15 protein-coding genes are annotated in these 15845 nt (G+C 64.7%); 12 read left to right on the top strand and 3 right to left on the bottom strand.

The genetic code is table 11. The features are described 5' to 3' along the window. Positions 1–10 precede the first annotated feature (10 nt). Positions 11–376 (bottom strand): response regulator, encoded by a 366-nt coding sequence (locus G391_RS0107170; protein ID WP_035304130.1) that lies wholly within the window; start codon positions 374–376, stop codon positions 11–13. 103 nt (positions 377–479) lie between these two features. Here G391_RS0107170 and G391_RS0107165 point away from each other — a divergent pair, with 103 nt between their 5' ends. After that, positions 480–1733, top strand: coding sequence for a DNA polymerase IV (locus tag G391_RS0107165; protein WP_029086911.1), 1254 nt, complete (start codon positions 480–482; stop codon positions 1731–1733). Positions 1734–1766: 33 nt separating this feature from the next. Here G391_RS0107165 and G391_RS0107160 read toward each other — a convergent pair whose 3' ends face one another. After that, positions 1767–3551 (bottom strand): acyl-CoA dehydrogenase, encoded by a 1785-nt coding sequence (locus G391_RS0107160; protein WP_029086910.1) that lies wholly within the window; start codon positions 3549–3551, stop codon positions 1767–1769. Positions 3552–3636: 85 nt separating this feature from the next. Here G391_RS0107160 and G391_RS0107155 point away from each other — a divergent pair, with 85 nt between their 5' ends. Both G391_RS0107155 and G391_RS0107150 read left to right on the top strand, forming a co-directional pair. Continuing rightward, entirely contained in the window at positions 3637–4188 is a 552-nt protein-coding gene (locus G391_RS0107155; protein WP_029086909.1) for a cytochrome b, read from the top strand. A gap of 44 nt (positions 4189–4232) precedes the next feature. After that, positions 4233–5147 (top strand): L-threonylcarbamoyladenylate synthase, encoded by a 915-nt coding sequence (locus G391_RS0107150; protein WP_029086908.1) that lies wholly within the window; start codon positions 4233–4235, stop codon positions 5145–5147. A 188-nt stretch (positions 5148–5335) separates the two neighbouring features. Here G391_RS0107150 and G391_RS0107145 read toward each other — a convergent pair whose 3' ends face one another. Continuing rightward, positions 5336–5788 carry a hypothetical protein gene (locus G391_RS0107145; protein ID WP_029086907.1) on the bottom strand — a complete coding sequence of 151 codons (453 nt, stop codon included), beginning with the start codon at positions 5786–5788 and terminating at the stop codon, positions 5336–5338. 223 nt (positions 5789–6011) lie between these two features. Here G391_RS0107145 and rpsB point away from each other — a divergent pair, with 223 nt between their 5' ends. The 9 genes from rpsB (at position 6012) to bamA (ending at position 15837) form a co-directional block, all read left to right on the top strand. Continuing rightward, a complete protein-coding gene (gene rpsB / locus G391_RS0107140) occupies positions 6012–6944 on the top strand; it encodes a 30S ribosomal protein S2 (protein WP_029086906.1) in 933 nt (310 codons plus the stop codon). Between the two features lie 112 nt (positions 6945–7056). After that, entirely contained in the window at positions 7057–7989 is a 933-nt protein-coding gene (tsf, locus tag G391_RS0107135) for a translation elongation factor Ts (RefSeq protein ID WP_029086905.1), read from the top strand. A gap of 102 nt (positions 7990–8091) precedes the next feature. Further along, complete coding sequence (gene pyrH / locus G391_RS0107130) at positions 8092–8814, top strand: UMP kinase (RefSeq protein WP_029086904.1); 723 nt, start codon at positions 8092–8094, stop codon at positions 8812–8814. 29 nt (positions 8815–8843) lie between these two features. Continuing rightward, on the top strand, positions 8844–9401 hold the full coding sequence (gene frr / locus G391_RS0107125; RefSeq protein WP_029086903.1) for a ribosome recycling factor: 558 nt from the start codon (positions 8844–8846) through the stop codon (positions 9399–9401). 31 nt (positions 9402–9432) lie between these two features. Further along, a complete protein-coding gene (gene uppS / locus G391_RS0107120; protein WP_029086902.1) occupies positions 9433–10164 on the top strand; it encodes a polyprenyl diphosphate synthase in 732 nt (243 codons plus the stop codon). After that, positions 10164–10982 (top strand): phosphatidate cytidylyltransferase, encoded by an 819-nt coding sequence (locus G391_RS0107115; RefSeq protein WP_035303966.1) that lies wholly within the window; start codon positions 10164–10166, stop codon positions 10980–10982. The genes uppS and G391_RS0107115 overlap by 1 nt, the downstream gene beginning before the upstream one ends. Then, complete coding sequence (gene dxr / locus G391_RS0107110; RefSeq protein ID WP_029086900.1) at positions 10979–12169, top strand: 1-deoxy-D-xylulose-5-phosphate reductoisomerase; 1191 nt, start codon at positions 10979–10981, stop codon at positions 12167–12169. The genes G391_RS0107115 and dxr overlap by 4 nt, the downstream gene beginning before the upstream one ends. A 26-nt stretch (positions 12170–12195) precedes the next feature. After that, the gene (locus G391_RS0107105) at positions 12196–13416 is read left to right on the top strand and encodes a M50 family metallopeptidase (RefSeq protein ID WP_029086899.1); all 1221 of its coding nucleotides are present in this window, start codon (positions 12196–12198) and stop codon (positions 13414–13416) included. 30 nt (positions 13417–13446) lie between these two features. Beyond that, positions 13447–15837 carry an outer membrane protein assembly factor BamA gene (gene bamA / locus G391_RS0107100; RefSeq protein WP_029086898.1) on the top strand — a complete coding sequence of 797 codons (2391 nt, stop codon included), beginning with the start codon at positions 13447–13449 and terminating at the stop codon, positions 15835–15837. Positions 15838–15845 lie beyond the last annotated feature (8 nt).

Below are 15845 nucleotides of genomic sequence, written 5' to 3'. Positions count from 1 at the left end.
CGGGCCGCCCTCAGCCCAGATGACGGCGGACCGTGTCGAGGAAACTCATCACGGAGATGGGCTTGGAGATATAGGCCTCGCACCCACCCTCACGGATACGTTCCTCATCTCCCTTCATGGCGAAGGCGGTCACGGCCACGACCGGAATATGGGACAGTTCATCGTCCTCTTTCAGCCACTTGGTGACCTCCAGACCCGACACCTCGGGCAGCTGGATATCCATAAGGATCAGATCCGGCCTGTGCTGGCGCGCGAGTGCCAGCGCCTGCAGCCCTTCGCGGGTTTGCAGCGTCTCGTAGCCCTGGGCATCGAGCAGATCATGAAAGAGCTTCATGTTCAGCTCGTTATCCTCGACGATGAGGACCTTCTTGGACATCATCAACCCACACCGTTCTTGGGCGAAGCCGTTGCGCGTCGCACGCGCCCGAAGTCGCCGTTTGAGCTACCATGACGCAGAAACCTTAAGGTCGATTGAAGCCGTGAAGTCCCTGTGCCGGGATTGCCTTGGAACCGACGTGGGCGACGCTCGCCGTTGCGCCGCCTGCGGCTCACCGCGTGTGGTGGTTCATGGTGAACTGGACACTCTCAACATCGCCCACCTGGATTGCGACGCCTTCTACGCCTCGGTCGAGAAACGCGACCGGCCCGAGCTGCGCGATCTGCCGGTCATCGTCGGTGGCGGAAAACGCGGGGTGGTGTCCACCTGCTGCTATATCGCCCGCCAGTACGGGGTCCGCTCGGCCATGCCGATGTTCAAGGCCCTGAAGGCCTGCCCCGGGGCCGTGGTCATCAAGCCCGACTTCGCGAAGTACAAAGCCGCCAGCCGCGCCATCTTTGACAAGGTCCGCGACCTGACCCCACTGGTTCAGACCCTGTCGCTCGACGAGGCCTGGATCGATCTGGCCGGCACCGCCCGACTCAACGGCGGCCCGCCGGCTTTTCAGCTCATCCGGCTGCAACAACAGATCGAGCGCGATGTCGGCCTGACTGTCTCCATCGGTCTGTCGGCCAACCGGTTCCTGGCCAAGATCGCGTCGGATATCGACAAGCCGCGCGGCTTCACCATCATCGGCCGGACCGAAGCCGTCGCCTTCCTCGCCCCTCGACCCGTCTCCATCCTGCCCGGCGTTGGGCCGGTCTTCGCCAAGACCCTGGCCTCAGACGGCTACCGCACCATAGGTGATCTGGCCGCCGCCGATCAGAAGGCGCTGGCCGCCCGCTACGGCGAACATGGCCTGCGTCTGCACGCGCTCGCCCACGCGCGCGACAGTCGCCGGGTCGACCCCGAGAGCGAGCGTAAGGGCATGAGCTGCGAGACGACCTTCAACGACGACCTGACCGACCTCGCCGATCTCGAAGACGTCCTGTGGCCGCTCTGCGACCGCCTCGCCGCCCAGGCTCGCCGCGAAGGCGTCGCCGGCCGCGTGCTGACTCTCAAGTTGCGCAAAGCTGATTTCAAGATCCTGACTCGCCGTCGAACACTGGTCGAGCCGACCCAGACCGCTCGCGCCGTCTTCGCCCAGGCCCGCGAGATGCTGGCGAGAGAAATTGGCCCGCCTTACCGCCTGATCGGGGTGGGCCTCTCTGACCTGATTGAGCCCGCCGACGTCGCCGCCGACCTCTTCGGCTCTACGGAAGCCCGCGCCCTGAAGGCCGAACAAGCCATTGACGCCCTGCGCGATAAATTCGGCAAGGCGGCCGTCACGACTGGGAGGGGGCTCAAGCCCGCCTGATCCCGCCCGTTCTACGGCGGAGCATCATGCGCGCTACGCTGACAGCACCTCACCACCCAGCCGCTTGAGCAGGTCGCCGCCCTGGCCGACGGCGGCGAGACGGCTGGAGCAGTGGCCCAGTACATTGGCGGCGTAGGCTTCATAGAGGTCGATTTTGCTCTGCAGCCAGGCCTGGTCGGCGTCGGCGTCGGCCATGCGGGCTTGGGCGGCTAGGGCACCCCTGGCCAGCAACCAGCCGCCGACGACATCGCCCATCAGCTTGAGATAGGCGTCAGCCCCCGCCAGGACGTCTGCGCCGCTGTCCGCCTCGGCCTTGCGGTCGAGCAGCCAGAAGGTCGCGTCCTCGACCGCCTCAATGCCGGCTGCGAGGCGCTCAACCGGCTTGCCGGGAAGGAGGCGGGCGAGGTCCGGGAGGACCGCCTTCATGTCCGCGATCAGGACGCGGGCGCTTTCGCCGCCATCCTGGCTGAGCTTGCGGCCGACGAGGTCGCCGGCCTGGATGCCGTTGGTGCCTTCATAGATCGGGGCGATGCGGGCGTCGCGATAGTGCTGGGCCGCGCCCGTTTCCTCGATAAAGCCCATGCCGCCGTGGACCTGGACGCCCATCGAAGCGACATCACAGCCGACGTCGGTCGACCAGGCCTTGGCGATCGGCACGAACAGGTCTTCGCGGCCCTTCCAGCGGAGGCGTTCCTCCTCGGTCGCAGCGTGCTGGGCCAGGTCGGCGGCGACGCCGGTCGACAGGCAGATGGCGCGGGCGGCGGCGATCTTGGCCTTCATCACCACCAGCATCCGGCGCACGTCCGGGTGATCGATGATCGGGGCGTTGGCCTCGCCGGTCCAGATCGAACGGCCCTGGCGACGGTCCTGGGCATAGGCCAGCGCCTGCTGGAAGGCGCGCTCGGCGATGCCGACGCCCTGGACGCCGACGGCCAGGCGCGCCGCGTTCATCATGATAAACATATGGGCCAGGCCCTGATTGGGCTCACCCACCAGTTCGGCGGTGGCACCCTCATAGCTCATCACACAGGTCGGCGAGGCGTGGATGCCCAGCTTGTGCTCGACTCCGACGGGCCGGAAGCTGTTGCGGTCGCCGAGCGTCCCGTCGTCCGCCACCATGACCTTGGGTGCCAGGAACAGGCTGATGCCTTTCGATCCCTTGGGCGCATCGGGCAGGCGCGCCAGCACCAGGTGCACGATGTTGTCCGTGGCGTCGTGGTCGCCCCAGGTGATGAAGATCTTCTGGCCCGACAGCGCATAGGTGCCGTCACCATTCGGCGTGGCCGTCGCGGTCAGGGCGCCCAGGTCCGAGCCGGCCTGCGGCTCGGTCAGGACCATGGCCCCGGTCCATTCGCCGGTGATCAGTTTGGACAGATACAGCTCTTTCTGGCGATCCGTACCGACGTGCGACAGCGCCTCGATGGCCGCCAGCGACAGCATGGGGCACAGGCCGAATGCCATATTGGCCGCGTGGAAGCTCTCGAAGGCCGCGAGCTCCAGCGCCTTGGGCAACCCTTGCCCGCCCTGCTTCGGGTCCGCCGCCAGCCCTGCCCAGCCGCCCTCGGCGAAGTTCTTGTAGGCCTCGACATAGCCGGGCGCGGCGGTGACCGAGCCGCTGACGTAGAGCGCGCCCTTCAGATCACCGGTCCGGTTCAACGGTGCCAGCACCCCGTCAGCGAACTGGCCCGCCGCCTCTAGGATCGCCGCCCCGATTTCTGGATCATAATCCGGGAAGGCCCCCGTCGCCGCCACGGCGTCCAGCCCGGCGATGGCGTTCAACGCGAAATCAATGTCACGAACAGGCGAGCGGAAGGTCATGGAGCGGCTCTCATCGAAAGATCGTGAGACTCCTAGCGTCCCTGACGTTACGGCGCCAAGCTGGTGTTCTGCTCTGGGAGGAAACATGAGCCAACCATCGCCCGTCTATTCAAACGTCTCGATCGCCCTGCACTGGATCATCGCGCTTCTGGTGTTCGGCCAGATCGGCCTGGTCATGGCGCACGACGCGACCCACGGCTCGGACATGTCGCGGACCCTGCTCAATCTGCACAAGTCTGGGGGGCTGTTGATCCTGGTGCTGACGCTGGTGCGCATCGGCTGGCGCTTCAAGGAGCCGATGATCGCCCTGCCGGCGGAAATGCCCGGCTGGGAAAAGCTGCTGGCCCGAGGCACGCAGATCGGCTTCTACCTCATTCTGATCGGCCTGCCGCTGGGCGGCTGGGCCGCTTCCTCGGCGGCGGCGCGCGACATCAGCTTCTATGGCCTGTTCGACTGGCCGCTGCTGCCGATCGGGGGCGGACGCGAAGCAGCGCGGCAGTTCATGGCGATGCACGAGCTGGGGGCCAAGGCACTCTATGTGCTGCTGTTCCTGCACATCGCAGGTGCCCTGAAGCACCAGTTCATCAACAGGGACAACATCCTGCGCCGGATGCTGCCGTTCATTCGGCCGCGCTGATCTTCCCCTTCTCCCGGCGGGAGAAGGGTGATTAGAGGGGCACCATGCCCACCGCCGCCGATATCACCGCCGCTGTTGACGCCCTGAGCGCCGGCAAGCTGGCCATCCTGCCGACCGAGACGGTCTATGGACTGGCGGCGGATGCGTCGGCCCCATTGGCGGTGGCGGCAATCTTCGAGGCCAAGGGCCGTCCGAGGTTCAATCCGCTCATCGCCCATGTCGCCGACCTGGAGCAGGCCGAAGAAATCGCCATCTTCGACGACCGGGCCCGTCAGTTGGCCGACGTCTTCTGGCCCGGGCCGCTGACGCTGGTGCTGCCGATCCGGGATGCGGGCGCGGTCTGTGATCTGGCGCGGGCGGGGCTGGATACCGTGGCGGTGCGCGCGCCGGGTCATCCGCTGGCCCGGGCGGTGCTGTTCGCCTTCGGCAGGCCCGTGGTCGCGCCGTCGGCCAATCGCTCGGGGCGACCCAGCCCCACCACCTTTGCCGATGCGGTGGAGGAAACCGGCGACTTCGCCCGGGCGGCGCTGGACGGCGGTCCGTGCGAGATCGGTCTGGAGAGTACGGTCGTGGCCCTGATCGACCAGCCACGCCTGCTGCGTCCCGGGTCCGTCACCCGCGACCAGATCGAGGCGGTGATCGGACCGCTGGCCGACGCGCAAAGCGACGCGAAACGTTCGCCGGGCCGGCTGGCCCTGCACTATGCGCCGGACGCCCCGGTGCGGATCAACGCCGAGGCGCCAAGCGAGGGGGAAGCCTGGCTGCCTTTCGGAGAGCCTGGCCCGTTCAGCCTCAGCGAAACCGGCGACCTGCGCGAAGCGGCCGCCAATCTGTTTCGGATGTTGCGCGAGGCGGACCGGACGCAGCCGGCCGGCATCGCGGTGGCTCCGATCCCCGCCGAGGGCCTGGGCGAGGCGATCAATGATCGCCTCAAGCGCGCGGCGGGGTTCGTGGGCTAGGTTCAATCGGACTTCAAAGACCCGTCATTCCCGGCCTTGTGCCGGGACCCCATCATCTTGTTGATGTCGGAACAGCCGCAATCGTCTTGCGGGGCTGGTGGTGATGGATGGCCGGGACAAGCCCGGCCATGACGAGTGTGCTTGTATTGAAAAGAATAATCGATCTGAATGTCGATTAGACCTCGACCCTACTGGATCAACAGCCCCTGAATCTTGTTTTCGCCGTTGATCGAGATGCTCCAAGTCAGGGCCTGCCCATTGGCGAAGGTGGCGCGGAACTGGTGCACGCCCGGCTGGGGTTCGCCGATGTTCTCCAGCGTCTGAAGCTCGCCGAGCGCCGCCAGAGCCGGCGTCATGGCCGCAGACTGGGTCCGAACCGCCTCGGCCAGTTCGGGGACCATACCGTCGTAGTCCGGCGTCCCGGCCTGAAGGCTGGATATGGTGTCGCGCAGCGTGTGCTCGGCATGACGGGCCGACACGAAGTGTGCCGCGTCATGGGCGTGCTCGGCGTGGTCTTCACCATGGCTGGCGGCGGCCAGGCCGTGGTTGGCGTGGCCCGAATGATCGTGATCCTGGGCCGAGGCGGCACCGGCGGTGCCGAAGGCAAGGGCGGCGGCGAGAATGAGAAGAGCGTGTTTCATGAGGAACTCCCGACTGTTCTAGAAGACATAGGGGGCGACAGCCTGGCCGCAAGCACCATCGCCCGCCCCTTGCAATTCCGGCAATCCACGCCTATTTCCCCGCCTCCACTTCACACACGGGCGTGGCGCGGATCGGGGACACATCCCGCTCGCACCATTCCGAGGGCCCTCAAAAGCCTTACAGCGTCCGTGGCGGATTGATCGGATAAAGGAAAGAAAACAAATGGCTCTGCCTGACGTCACTATGCGTTCGCTGCTCGAAGCCGGCGCCCACTTCGGCCACCAGACCCACCGCTGGAACCCGAAGATGGACCGCTACATCTTCGGCGCGCGCTCCAACATTCACATCATCGACCTGTCGCAGTCGCTGCCGCTGATGCATCAGGCCCTGGTCGCCGTGCGCGACGTCGCCGCCAAGGGCGGTCGCGTCCTGTTCGTCGGCACCAAGCGCCAGGCCGCTGAGCCGGTCGCCGAAGCCGCGACCCGCTGCGCCCAGTACTACATGAACAACCGCTGGCTGGGCGGTACGCTCACCAACTGGCGCACCGTCTCCAACTCGATCCAGCGTCTGCGCGACCTGGAAGCCATCCTGGCTTCGGGCGGCGAAGGCCGGGTCAAGAAGGAACTGGTCAACCTGCAGCGCGAGCGGGACAAGCTGGAACTGTCGCTGGGCGGCATCAAGGACATGGGCGGCATCCCCGACATCATGTTCGTGATCGACACCAACAAGGAAGCGATCGCCATCCAGGAAGCTCGCAAGCTGAACATCCCGGTCATCGCCATCCTGGACACCAACTCGGATCCGGACGGCATCACCTACCCGGTGCCGGGCAACGATGACGCCGCGCGCGCCATCCAGCTGTACTGCGACCTGATCGCCGACGCCGTTCTGGACGGCCTGGCTGCCGGGGCTTCGGCTGCCGGCGTCGATCTGGGCGCTTCCGCCACGCCGCCGGCCGAACCGGCGCTGGCTGAAGAAGCCGCCCCGGCCAAGCTGTCGGCCGAGGACGAAGCCGCCGCCCAGGCTGCCGAAGCCAAGCCGGCCAAGGCCAAGAAGGCCAAGGCTGAGGAAGCTCCGGTTGCTGAAGCCGAGATCGTTGAGGTCGTGGCCGAGGCTCCGGCCGAGACTGAACAAGCCGAAGAGGCCGAGGGCTGAAATCAGCCCCACCGGCCTTGACGCAAGGCCGTGCGTTTAACTGACACACGGCCGGGCTAGATCAGCCCGGCCGTTCCCCTATCCGAAACGACCCTCCCAAGGAGATACCGAAATGGCTGAGATCACCGCTGCGCTCGTCAAGGAACTGCGCGAAAAGTCCGGCGTCGGCATGATGGACTGCAAAAAGGCCCTTCAGGAAACCGACGGCGACATCAATGCCGCCATCGACTGGCTGCGTGCCAAGGGCCTGTCCAAGGCCGCCAAGAAGGCTGACCGCGTCGCTGCCGAAGGCCTGATCGCCGTCGCCACCCGTCATGCGGGTTCGGGCGAAAGCGCCGCCGTCATCGAATTCAATGCTGAAACCGACTTTGTTGCCCGCAACGAGTTGTTCCAGCAGGCCGCCAACAAGATTGCCATCGTCGCGCTGGATCACACCGACGTCGACTCGGTCAACGCTGCCCCGCTGGACGGAGCGACCGTGCAGGACCTGGTCACCAACCTGGTTGCCACCATCGGTGAGAACATGCACGTCCGTCGCGTCGCCACCCTGTCGGTCGGCGAAGGCGTCGTCGCGTCCTACGTCCACAACGCAGTCGCCACCAACCTGGGCAAGATCGGCGTTCTGGTCGGCATCGAGTCGGGCGCGGATCACGCCAAGCTGCGTGAACTGGGCCGCAAGATCGCCATGCACATCGCGGCGACCTCGCCTCTGTCGCTGGACGAAAGCAGCCTCGACCCGGCCGCCATCGAGAAGGAACGTGCCGTCCTGACCGAAAAGGCCAAGGAAGAAGGGCGCCCGGACAACATGATCGAGAAGATCGTCTCGGGTCAGATCGCCAAGTTCCAGAAGGAAGTGGTCCTGACCAAGCAGCCGTTCGTCATGAACCCGGATCAGACGATCGAACAGCTCGTGGCCGACACGGCCAAGGAGCTGGGTGCCCCGATCAAGCTCGTCGGCTTTGTCCGCATGGGCCTGGGTGAAGGCGTCGAAAAGCCGGTCGGCATGGACTTCGCCGAAGAAGTCGCCTCGATGACCAAGGCGTAAGCCAAACCGCTTTTGCGGAAAAAGAAGGGCGCTCCGGCTGACGGTCGGGGCGCCCTTCGTCTATGAAGGGACCGAATCCGTTCCAGCCCGACGAAAGACCCGATGGCCGATCCGAAATACAAGCGCGTCCTGCTCAAAGTCTCGGGCGAAGTCCTGATGGGCGAACAGCCCTACGGCATCGACATGAAGACGGTGGGTGAAGTCGCAGACTCGGTTGCCCGCGCCCACGCCACCGGCGTCGAAATCTGTCTGGTTATCGGCGGCGGCAACATCTTCCGTGGACTGTCCAAGGCGGCGGGCGACATGGAGCGCGCCACCGCCGATCAGATGGGCATGCTGGCAACGGTGATGAATGCCCTGGCCATGCAAGCGGCGCTGGAGAAGGCCGGCGTGCCGACGCGCGTGCAATCGGCCCTGGACATGCCGGCGGTGGCCGAACCCCTGATCCGTCGTCGCGCCCTGCGCCATCTTGAAAAGGGCCGCGTGGTCATTTTCGCCGCGGGCGTCGGCGCCCCCTTCTTCACCACCGATTCCGGCGCGGCCCTGCGCGCGGCCGAGATGGGTTGTGATGTCCTGCTCAAGGGTACCTCGGTCGACGGCGTCTATTCCGCCGATCCCAAGAAGGACCCGACCGCGACCCGCTATGACACCCTGAGCTATACCGATGTGCTGGCGAGGGACTTGCGGGTCATGGATGCATCAGCCATTGCCATGATGCGTGACGCCAGCATTCCGATCGTGGTCTTTTCGATCCGCGAGGAGAATTCGTTCCAGCGCGTGCTCAAGGGCGAGGGTGCCCACACGGTTATCTGTGCCAAACCCTGAGCCGACAGAATAAGGACTGGGAGACAATCATGGCCAAGCCCGATCTCAACAACTTCCGCAGCCGGATGGACAAGGCTGTCGGCGCGCTGAAGGAAGAGTTCGCCGGGCTGCGTACCGGTCGCGCCTCGGCGGGCCTGCTGGATCCGATCCAGGTCGAGGCCTACGGCTCGATGTCGCCGCTGAATGCCGTCGCCGCCATCTCGGTGCCCGAGCCCCGCATGATTGCCGTCAGCGTCTGGGACAAGGGCATGGTGGTGTCAGTTGAAAAGGCCATCCGGTCGTCGGGACTGGGGCTGAATCCCGTCGTCGATGGCCAGACCCTGCGTATCCCGATCCCGCCCCTGACCGAGGAACGCCGCAAGGAACTGGCCAAGCTGGCTGGCCGCTACGCCGAGCAGCAGAAGGTCGCCGTCAGAAATGTGCGCCGCGATGCCAATGACGACCTGAAAAAAGCCGAGAAGGCCGGCGAAATCAGCCAGGACGAGCAAAAGAAGATGGAGGCCGAGGTCCAGAAGGACACCGACGCCGCCATCAAGCGGATCGACGAGGCCCTCAAGGCCAAGGAAGTTGAGATCATGCAGGTCTAGGCTTTTGGCCTTGATCTCGAGAGGTGCCTGAATGGCCGATAGCCCCAGCTCTGATGCCGAAGGTCCGCGCCATGTCGCGCTGATCATGGACGGCAACGGCCGCTGGGCCAAAGCCCGGGGCCTTCCCCGCGCCCTCGGCCACCGGGCCGGTGTGGAGGCCTTGAAACGCACGGTTCAGGCGGCCCCCGAGCTGGGTCTGACCTGCCTGACGGTCTTTGGCTTCTCGACCGAGAACTGGCGTCGCCCGGCCGCCGAGGTTTCGGAACTGATGGGTCTGGTTCGCAACTATGTCGAAAGCGATCTCGATCGTCTGGAACGTGAAGGCGTGCGCCTGCGTATTCCGGGGCGTCGTGAGGGGCTGCCGGATGATATTCGCGCCATCGTCGAGCGTGCCGAGGCGCGCACGGCCCACAATGATCGCTTTCTGTTGCAGGTCGCCTTCAACTACGGATCGCGCGCGGACATCGTGGATGCGGCTCGACGCTTCGCACTCAGCGGCGAAGACCCCGCCATCCTGACCGAAGATCGGTTCGAACGGCTCCTGTCGACCTCGGACGCCCCACCAGTCGATCTGGTCGTGCGCACATCGGGGGAACGGCGCCTCTCAAACTTCCTGATGTGGGAAGCCGCTTACGCCGAACTGCTGTTCCAGGACGTTCTGTGGCCGGACTATGGACCAGATGCCCTGGCCAAGGCCGTCGAGGCCTTTCGGACGCGTGAGCGTCGTTTTGGTGGGCTCGAACCCACCCGACAGGCCGGCTGATGACGGGCCGTGACATCGCCATTCGCGCCGGATCAGCGGCGGTGCTCGCTCCCCTGGCCATCGCCGGCCTTTGGCTCGGCGGCTGGGCCTTCGGAATCCTGATGACGATAGCGGTGGTTCTCCTGTCCTGGGAGTGGGCCAAGATGACCGCGCCGGGCGAAGCCAAGTGGATGGCTGCCGCCGTCGCTGCGGGGATCGTCATTCCCGGCATCGCCGTCTATCTGGCCGATATATCGCTGGGACTGGTCTTGCTGGCCTTCGGGGCCTTGATCGCCTTTGCCATCGCCCAATTGGTCAAACGCCCGCCGATCGATGCCGCCTATGGTGTCTTCTATATCGGTTGGCCGCTGGTCCTGATGGTCTGGCTGCGTATCTCCGCCGATGGCGGAAGTTGGATAATCCTGCTGTTTGCCGTGACCTGGGCGGCCGATGTCTTTGCCTATCTGGTCGGCAGTCTGCTGAAGGGACCAAAGCTCTGGCCTCGCTTCTCACCCAACAAGACCTGGTCAGGCTTTCTGGGCGGACTGGTCGGCGGCACGGCCATGGCCGTTGTCCTGGTTTTGACCGGAGGCGGCGGGTGGCTTCACTTTCCCGGCGTTTCCCTCTGGCTCGCAGCCTTCATCGGCTTATCGGGAGCTCTTGCCACCATGGCTGGTGATCTGTGGGAATCGGCCCTCAAGCGGCGCTACGGCGTCAAGGATTCAGGGGATCTCATCCCAGGTCACGGGGGGCTGCTGGATCGCGTTGACGGCCTGATGTTTGCCGTCGTCGTGGTCGCTGCGATCAAGCTGGCGGTGGATCAGGGGGTCGCCGTATGAGCCGCCGCCGCGTCACCGTCCTGGGCTCAACCGGCTCCATCGGCGTCTCGACCCTGGATCTTATGCGCCAGACAGGCGGCGTGGAGGCCTATCAGGTCGATGCCCTGACCGCCGGTGCCAATGTCGTCGCCCTGGCCGAACAGGCGCTCGCCTGGCGACCTGGACTGGCCGTCATCGCCGATGAAACGCTGAAGCCCGAACTGGATCGCCGCCTCGCAGGCTCGGGCATCGAAACCGCGGCGGGCGAGGCCGCGGTCGAAGCCGCCGCTGACGTCGGGTCGGAATGGGTTATGGCCGCCATCGTCGGAGCCGCCGGTCTCAGGCCCGCTTGGGCAGCGGCACTTTCGGGGGCCACCCTGGCCCTGGCCAACAAGGAAAGCCTGGTCTGCTGCGGACCGGCTCTGATTGATGCCGCGGACCGCGCTGGAGGACGGGTGATCCCTGTCGATTCCGAGCATTCGGCGATCTTCCAGGTCTTTGAGGCCGACAACCGAGCTCAGATCGAACGACTCATCCTGACCGCCTCAGGTGGACCGTTCCGCGCCCTGACCCACGACCAGATGCGCGCCGCCACGCCCGAACAGGCCGTTGCCCACCCCAATTGGTCGATGGGGGCCAAGATTTCAGTGGATTCCGCCACCATGGCCAACAAGGGCCTAGAGATGATCGAGGCCGCCTATCTGTTCGGCGTCGAAGCGACTCGCATCGAGGTGCTGGTCCATCCGCAGTCGATTATCCATTCGATGGTCGAATACGCCGATGGCTCGACCCTGGCCCAGATGGGCCCGCCCGACATGCGCACACCCATTGCCTGTGCCCTGGCCTGGCCTGGCCGGGTCAGCTGGCCGGCCCCCAAACTGGACCTGGCGGCCCTGGGGGCGCTGACCTTTGAGGCCCCCGACGAGGTCCGCTTTCCGATGTTGGCCTTGGCCCGCCAAGCCCTGATCCAGGGAGGCGATGCGCCGGCTATTTTCAACGCTGCGAACGAGACGGCGGTGAGAGCCTTCCTTGACCGCAACATCGGCTTTCTCGATATTGCCGATACGGTGGCTGAGACTCTTGACCGACAAGTCGGTGTTGAGGTCGCCACAGCGGGCGCAAGCCGGCTGGAACAGGCCCTGGGTGCCGACAAAGGTGCCCGCCGTCAGGCGTCCGAGGCGATCCGCCGTCGGGCCCAGGCGGCCTAGGCGTCATAGTGAGGGTCTGAAACCGAATGCTCGACGTCGTCGGCTCTATTCTTGGAACTCTGGCCGCCTTCCTCGCGGTTCTGGCGCTTGTGATCGTGATTCACGAGCTGGGCCATTTCAGCGTCGCCAAGCTCTTCGGCGTCAAGATCGACCGCTTCTCCATCGGCTTTGGCAAGACCATCTGGTCCCGGACGGACAAATCCGGCGTCGAGTGGCGACTCGCTGCCCTGCCGCTAGGGGGATACGTCAAATTTGCCGGTGATCTGGATGTGACCGGGGTTCCAGACCGCGAAGGCCTGGACGCCTTGCGCAACCAGATCGTGGCGGAGCAAGGCCCCGGTGCCGAAACGGCCTACTACCATTTCAAGCCTATCTGGCAGCGCGCCCTGATCGTGCTGGCGGGGCCGGTGGCCAATTTCCTGCTGGCCATCACCATTTTCACGATCATGGCCCTGGCGGTAGGGGAAACCCTGATGGTCAAGCCGCGCGTCGGCTCGGTCGAGGCCGGGAGCCCGGCCGCCGTCGCCGGATTCCAGGTCGGCGACCTGATCGTCGAGGCCGATGGCCGGGCCATCCGCCGCTGGCAGGATCTGGCTCAGCACGTGATGATGCGCGCCGATCAACCTGTTGCCTTTGAAATTGAGCGTGGGGACCAGACCCTCAACCTGACAGCCACGCCCGCCGGGCGTGACATCCGCAGCGAAGTCGATCAGTCGACCGTTCGGATCGGCTATCTGGGTGTCGGAGCCAGCCGTGCCGCCGGCGATATCGTCACCCACCGCTACAGCCTGCCGGAAGCGGTGGTTGAAGGAGTGCGACAGACCGGCGGGGTTCTCGACGCGTCGGTCACCTATATCGGACGAATTTTCAGCGGCCGGGAGAATGGCGACCAACTTTCAGGGCCGATTGGCATCGCGCGAGCCTCGGGAGCCATCGCCGGACAGGCCGCTGAAAGCGCCGAAAGCGTCGGAGATGCCGTTGGTCGCGTGTTTTTATCGCTTTTGTACCTTTCCGGCCTCCTTTCGGTCGCAGTCGGCTTCTTCAATCTGTTACCGGTTCCGATTTTGGACGGGGGGCATCTCGTGTTTTACGCCTATGAAGCCGTCGCACGGCGGCCACTGAACGCACAAATCCAGGAGGCAGGGTTCCGTGTTGGACTTGCTTTGCTCGTTGGATTGATGTTGTTCGCCACCTGGAACGATTTGAACAAGCTCAACCTCTTCGCCTTCCTCGGCGGGACGTCGTAAACCCTAGCCCGTCGCCGAGTGGTCATCCCCATGCATTACCGTTCACGCCCCTTCCTTCAAACGAGCCTGGTGGCCTTGGTCGCATCCGCGTCCCTGTCCGTTCCGGCCATGGCCCAGGAGGCGGCGGCGCAGCCCGAGCCGACGGCCGCAGCGGCCGACGCACAGGCCGGCGAAGCGCCCGCACCCGCTGTGATCGCTCGTATTCAGGTTCAGGGCGCTCAGCGGATCGATCCGTCGACGATCCTGTCCTATCTGCCGATTCAGCCGGGCGATGCCGTCGACGACGCCGTCATCAACCTGGCGGTACGGACCCTGTTCCGCACGGATCACTTCTCTGACGTTCAGATTGCCTTGCAACCGAACGGCACCCTGCTGGTGCAGGTCGTGGAGAACCCGGTCATCAACCAGGTGGTCTTCGAGGGCAACAGCGCCCTCAACGAAGATCGTCTGCGTGAAGAAATCACCGTCCGGCCGCGCGGCGTCTATACCCGCGCCCGCGTTCAGGCCGAGGTCCAGCGTATCGTCGAACTGTATCGGCGCGCCGGTCGGATTTCGGCGACGGTCACGCCCAAGCTGGTCCAACTTGAACAGAACCGCGTCGATCTGATCTTCGAGATCGATGAGGGCGTCGAAACGGGCGTGCGCAGCATCAACATCCTGGGCAACTCGGCCTTTTCCGACAGCGACCTGCAAGGGGTCATGGTCACCGAGCGGTCGCAGTGGTGGAATTTCTTCTCCTCCAACGACAACTTTGACCCGGACCGTCTGGAGTACGACCGCGAGCAGCTGCGCGACTTCTACACCAACCGTGGTTACTACGATTTCCGCATCGTCTCGGCCGTGGCTGAGCTGACGCCGGACCAGGAAGACTTCCAGATCACCCTGACGCTCGACGAGGGTGACGAATACGAATTCGGTGAGCTCTCCATCGAAACGGAGAACGAGCGTCTCAATCCCGAATTTCTGCGCGCCCTGATCCCGATCCGGGCCGGAGACCGCTATGAGTCAGACCGGGTCGAGCAGGCTGTTGAGGCCCTGACGTTCGCCGCCGGCGCGGCGGGCTACGCCTTCGTCGATATTCGGCCCAACGAAACGCCCAACGCCGAAACCAATACCGTCGACATCACCTTCAATGTTCGCGAAGGGCCGCGCGTCTATGTCGAACGCATCGACATCGTCGGCAACACCCAGACAATCGATCCCGTCATCCGCCGGGAAATCGCGCTGACGGAAGGCGATGCCTTCAACCAGGCCCTGGTCGATCTGTCGCGCAACAACCTGCGCCGCCTCAACTTCTTCGAGGACGTGACCATCGAGCGGGTCCAGGGCTCAACGCCGGATCGTACCGTTCTTCAGGTCGCCGTTCAGGAACAGCCGACCGGTACCCTGTCTTTCGGGGCGGGCTTCTCGTCGGTCGATTCCTTCATTATCGATCTTGGAATTACCCAGACCAACTTCCGCGGTCGCGGACAGAACCTCGTGGCACGCCTGTCCTGGGGCTCGTTGCGTCAGCAGGCCAACATCAGCTTCACCGAGCCCCGCTTCCTGGGCCGTGATCTGCGAGCCGGCTTCGACATCTATCACTACCGCTATGACCTGGAGGAAGAGTCCTCTTTCGACTGGCAATCCACGGGTGTCGGCCTGCGTTTCGGTTGGCCGATCAACGACTATACGATCCTCGGCCTGCGCTATAATCTCAAGGCCGATGAGATCGTCGTTCCGAACGGCTATTGCCCTGGATATGGATCGCGCGCGCTTTGCGAACAGGTCGGCAGCTTCCTGTCTTCGACGATCGGCTACACGCTCACCGCCAACCGGACGAACGATCCCGTCCGCCCGACGCGGGGCTGGCGCGGAAGTCTTTGGCAGGACCTCGCCGGCCTCGGCGGCGATGTGAACTATGTTCGCACGGAAGTATCGGCGACCTGGTATCGGTCCATAACAAGTTCGATGGTCTTCTCCGCAGACGTCTCGGCGGGATACATCAGTGGCTGGGGCGGCGATCCGATCCGTATCAACGACCGCTTCTTCAAGGGCGGCAATACCTTCCGCGGCTTTGAGACGGCCGGTATGGGCCCGCGTGACCTGCTGACCGGCGATGCGCTGGGCGGCAACATGTACGCCATCAGCACCTTTGAGCTGACCGTGCCGAATTTCTTGCCCGAGGAGTATGGAATTCGCACGTCGCTGTTCATGGACTATGGCACGGTCGGCATGCTTGATGATCGGTACCGTATTGATGCGACAGGGTTCCCGGACCCGAATATCGTCGCCGACATTCGGCCCCGTGCCTCTGCTGGCCTCAGCGTCCACTGGCGCTCGCCGATGGGTCCGATCCGGTTCGACTTCTCACAGATCCTCCAGTCAGAGGACTATGACCGGACGGAAACCTTCCGCTTCTCCACCTCAACCCAGTTCTAGGATTTCCC

Origin of the sequence: Brevundimonas aveniformis DSM 17977, from assembly GCF_000428765.1 — a bacterium.
GTDB classification, from domain to species: Bacteria; Pseudomonadota; Alphaproteobacteria; order Caulobacterales; family Caulobacteraceae; genus Brevundimonas; species Brevundimonas aveniformis.
The sequence above is the reverse complement of the archived record's forward strand: the minus strand, read 5'-3'. Positions and strand labels throughout refer to the sequence as shown.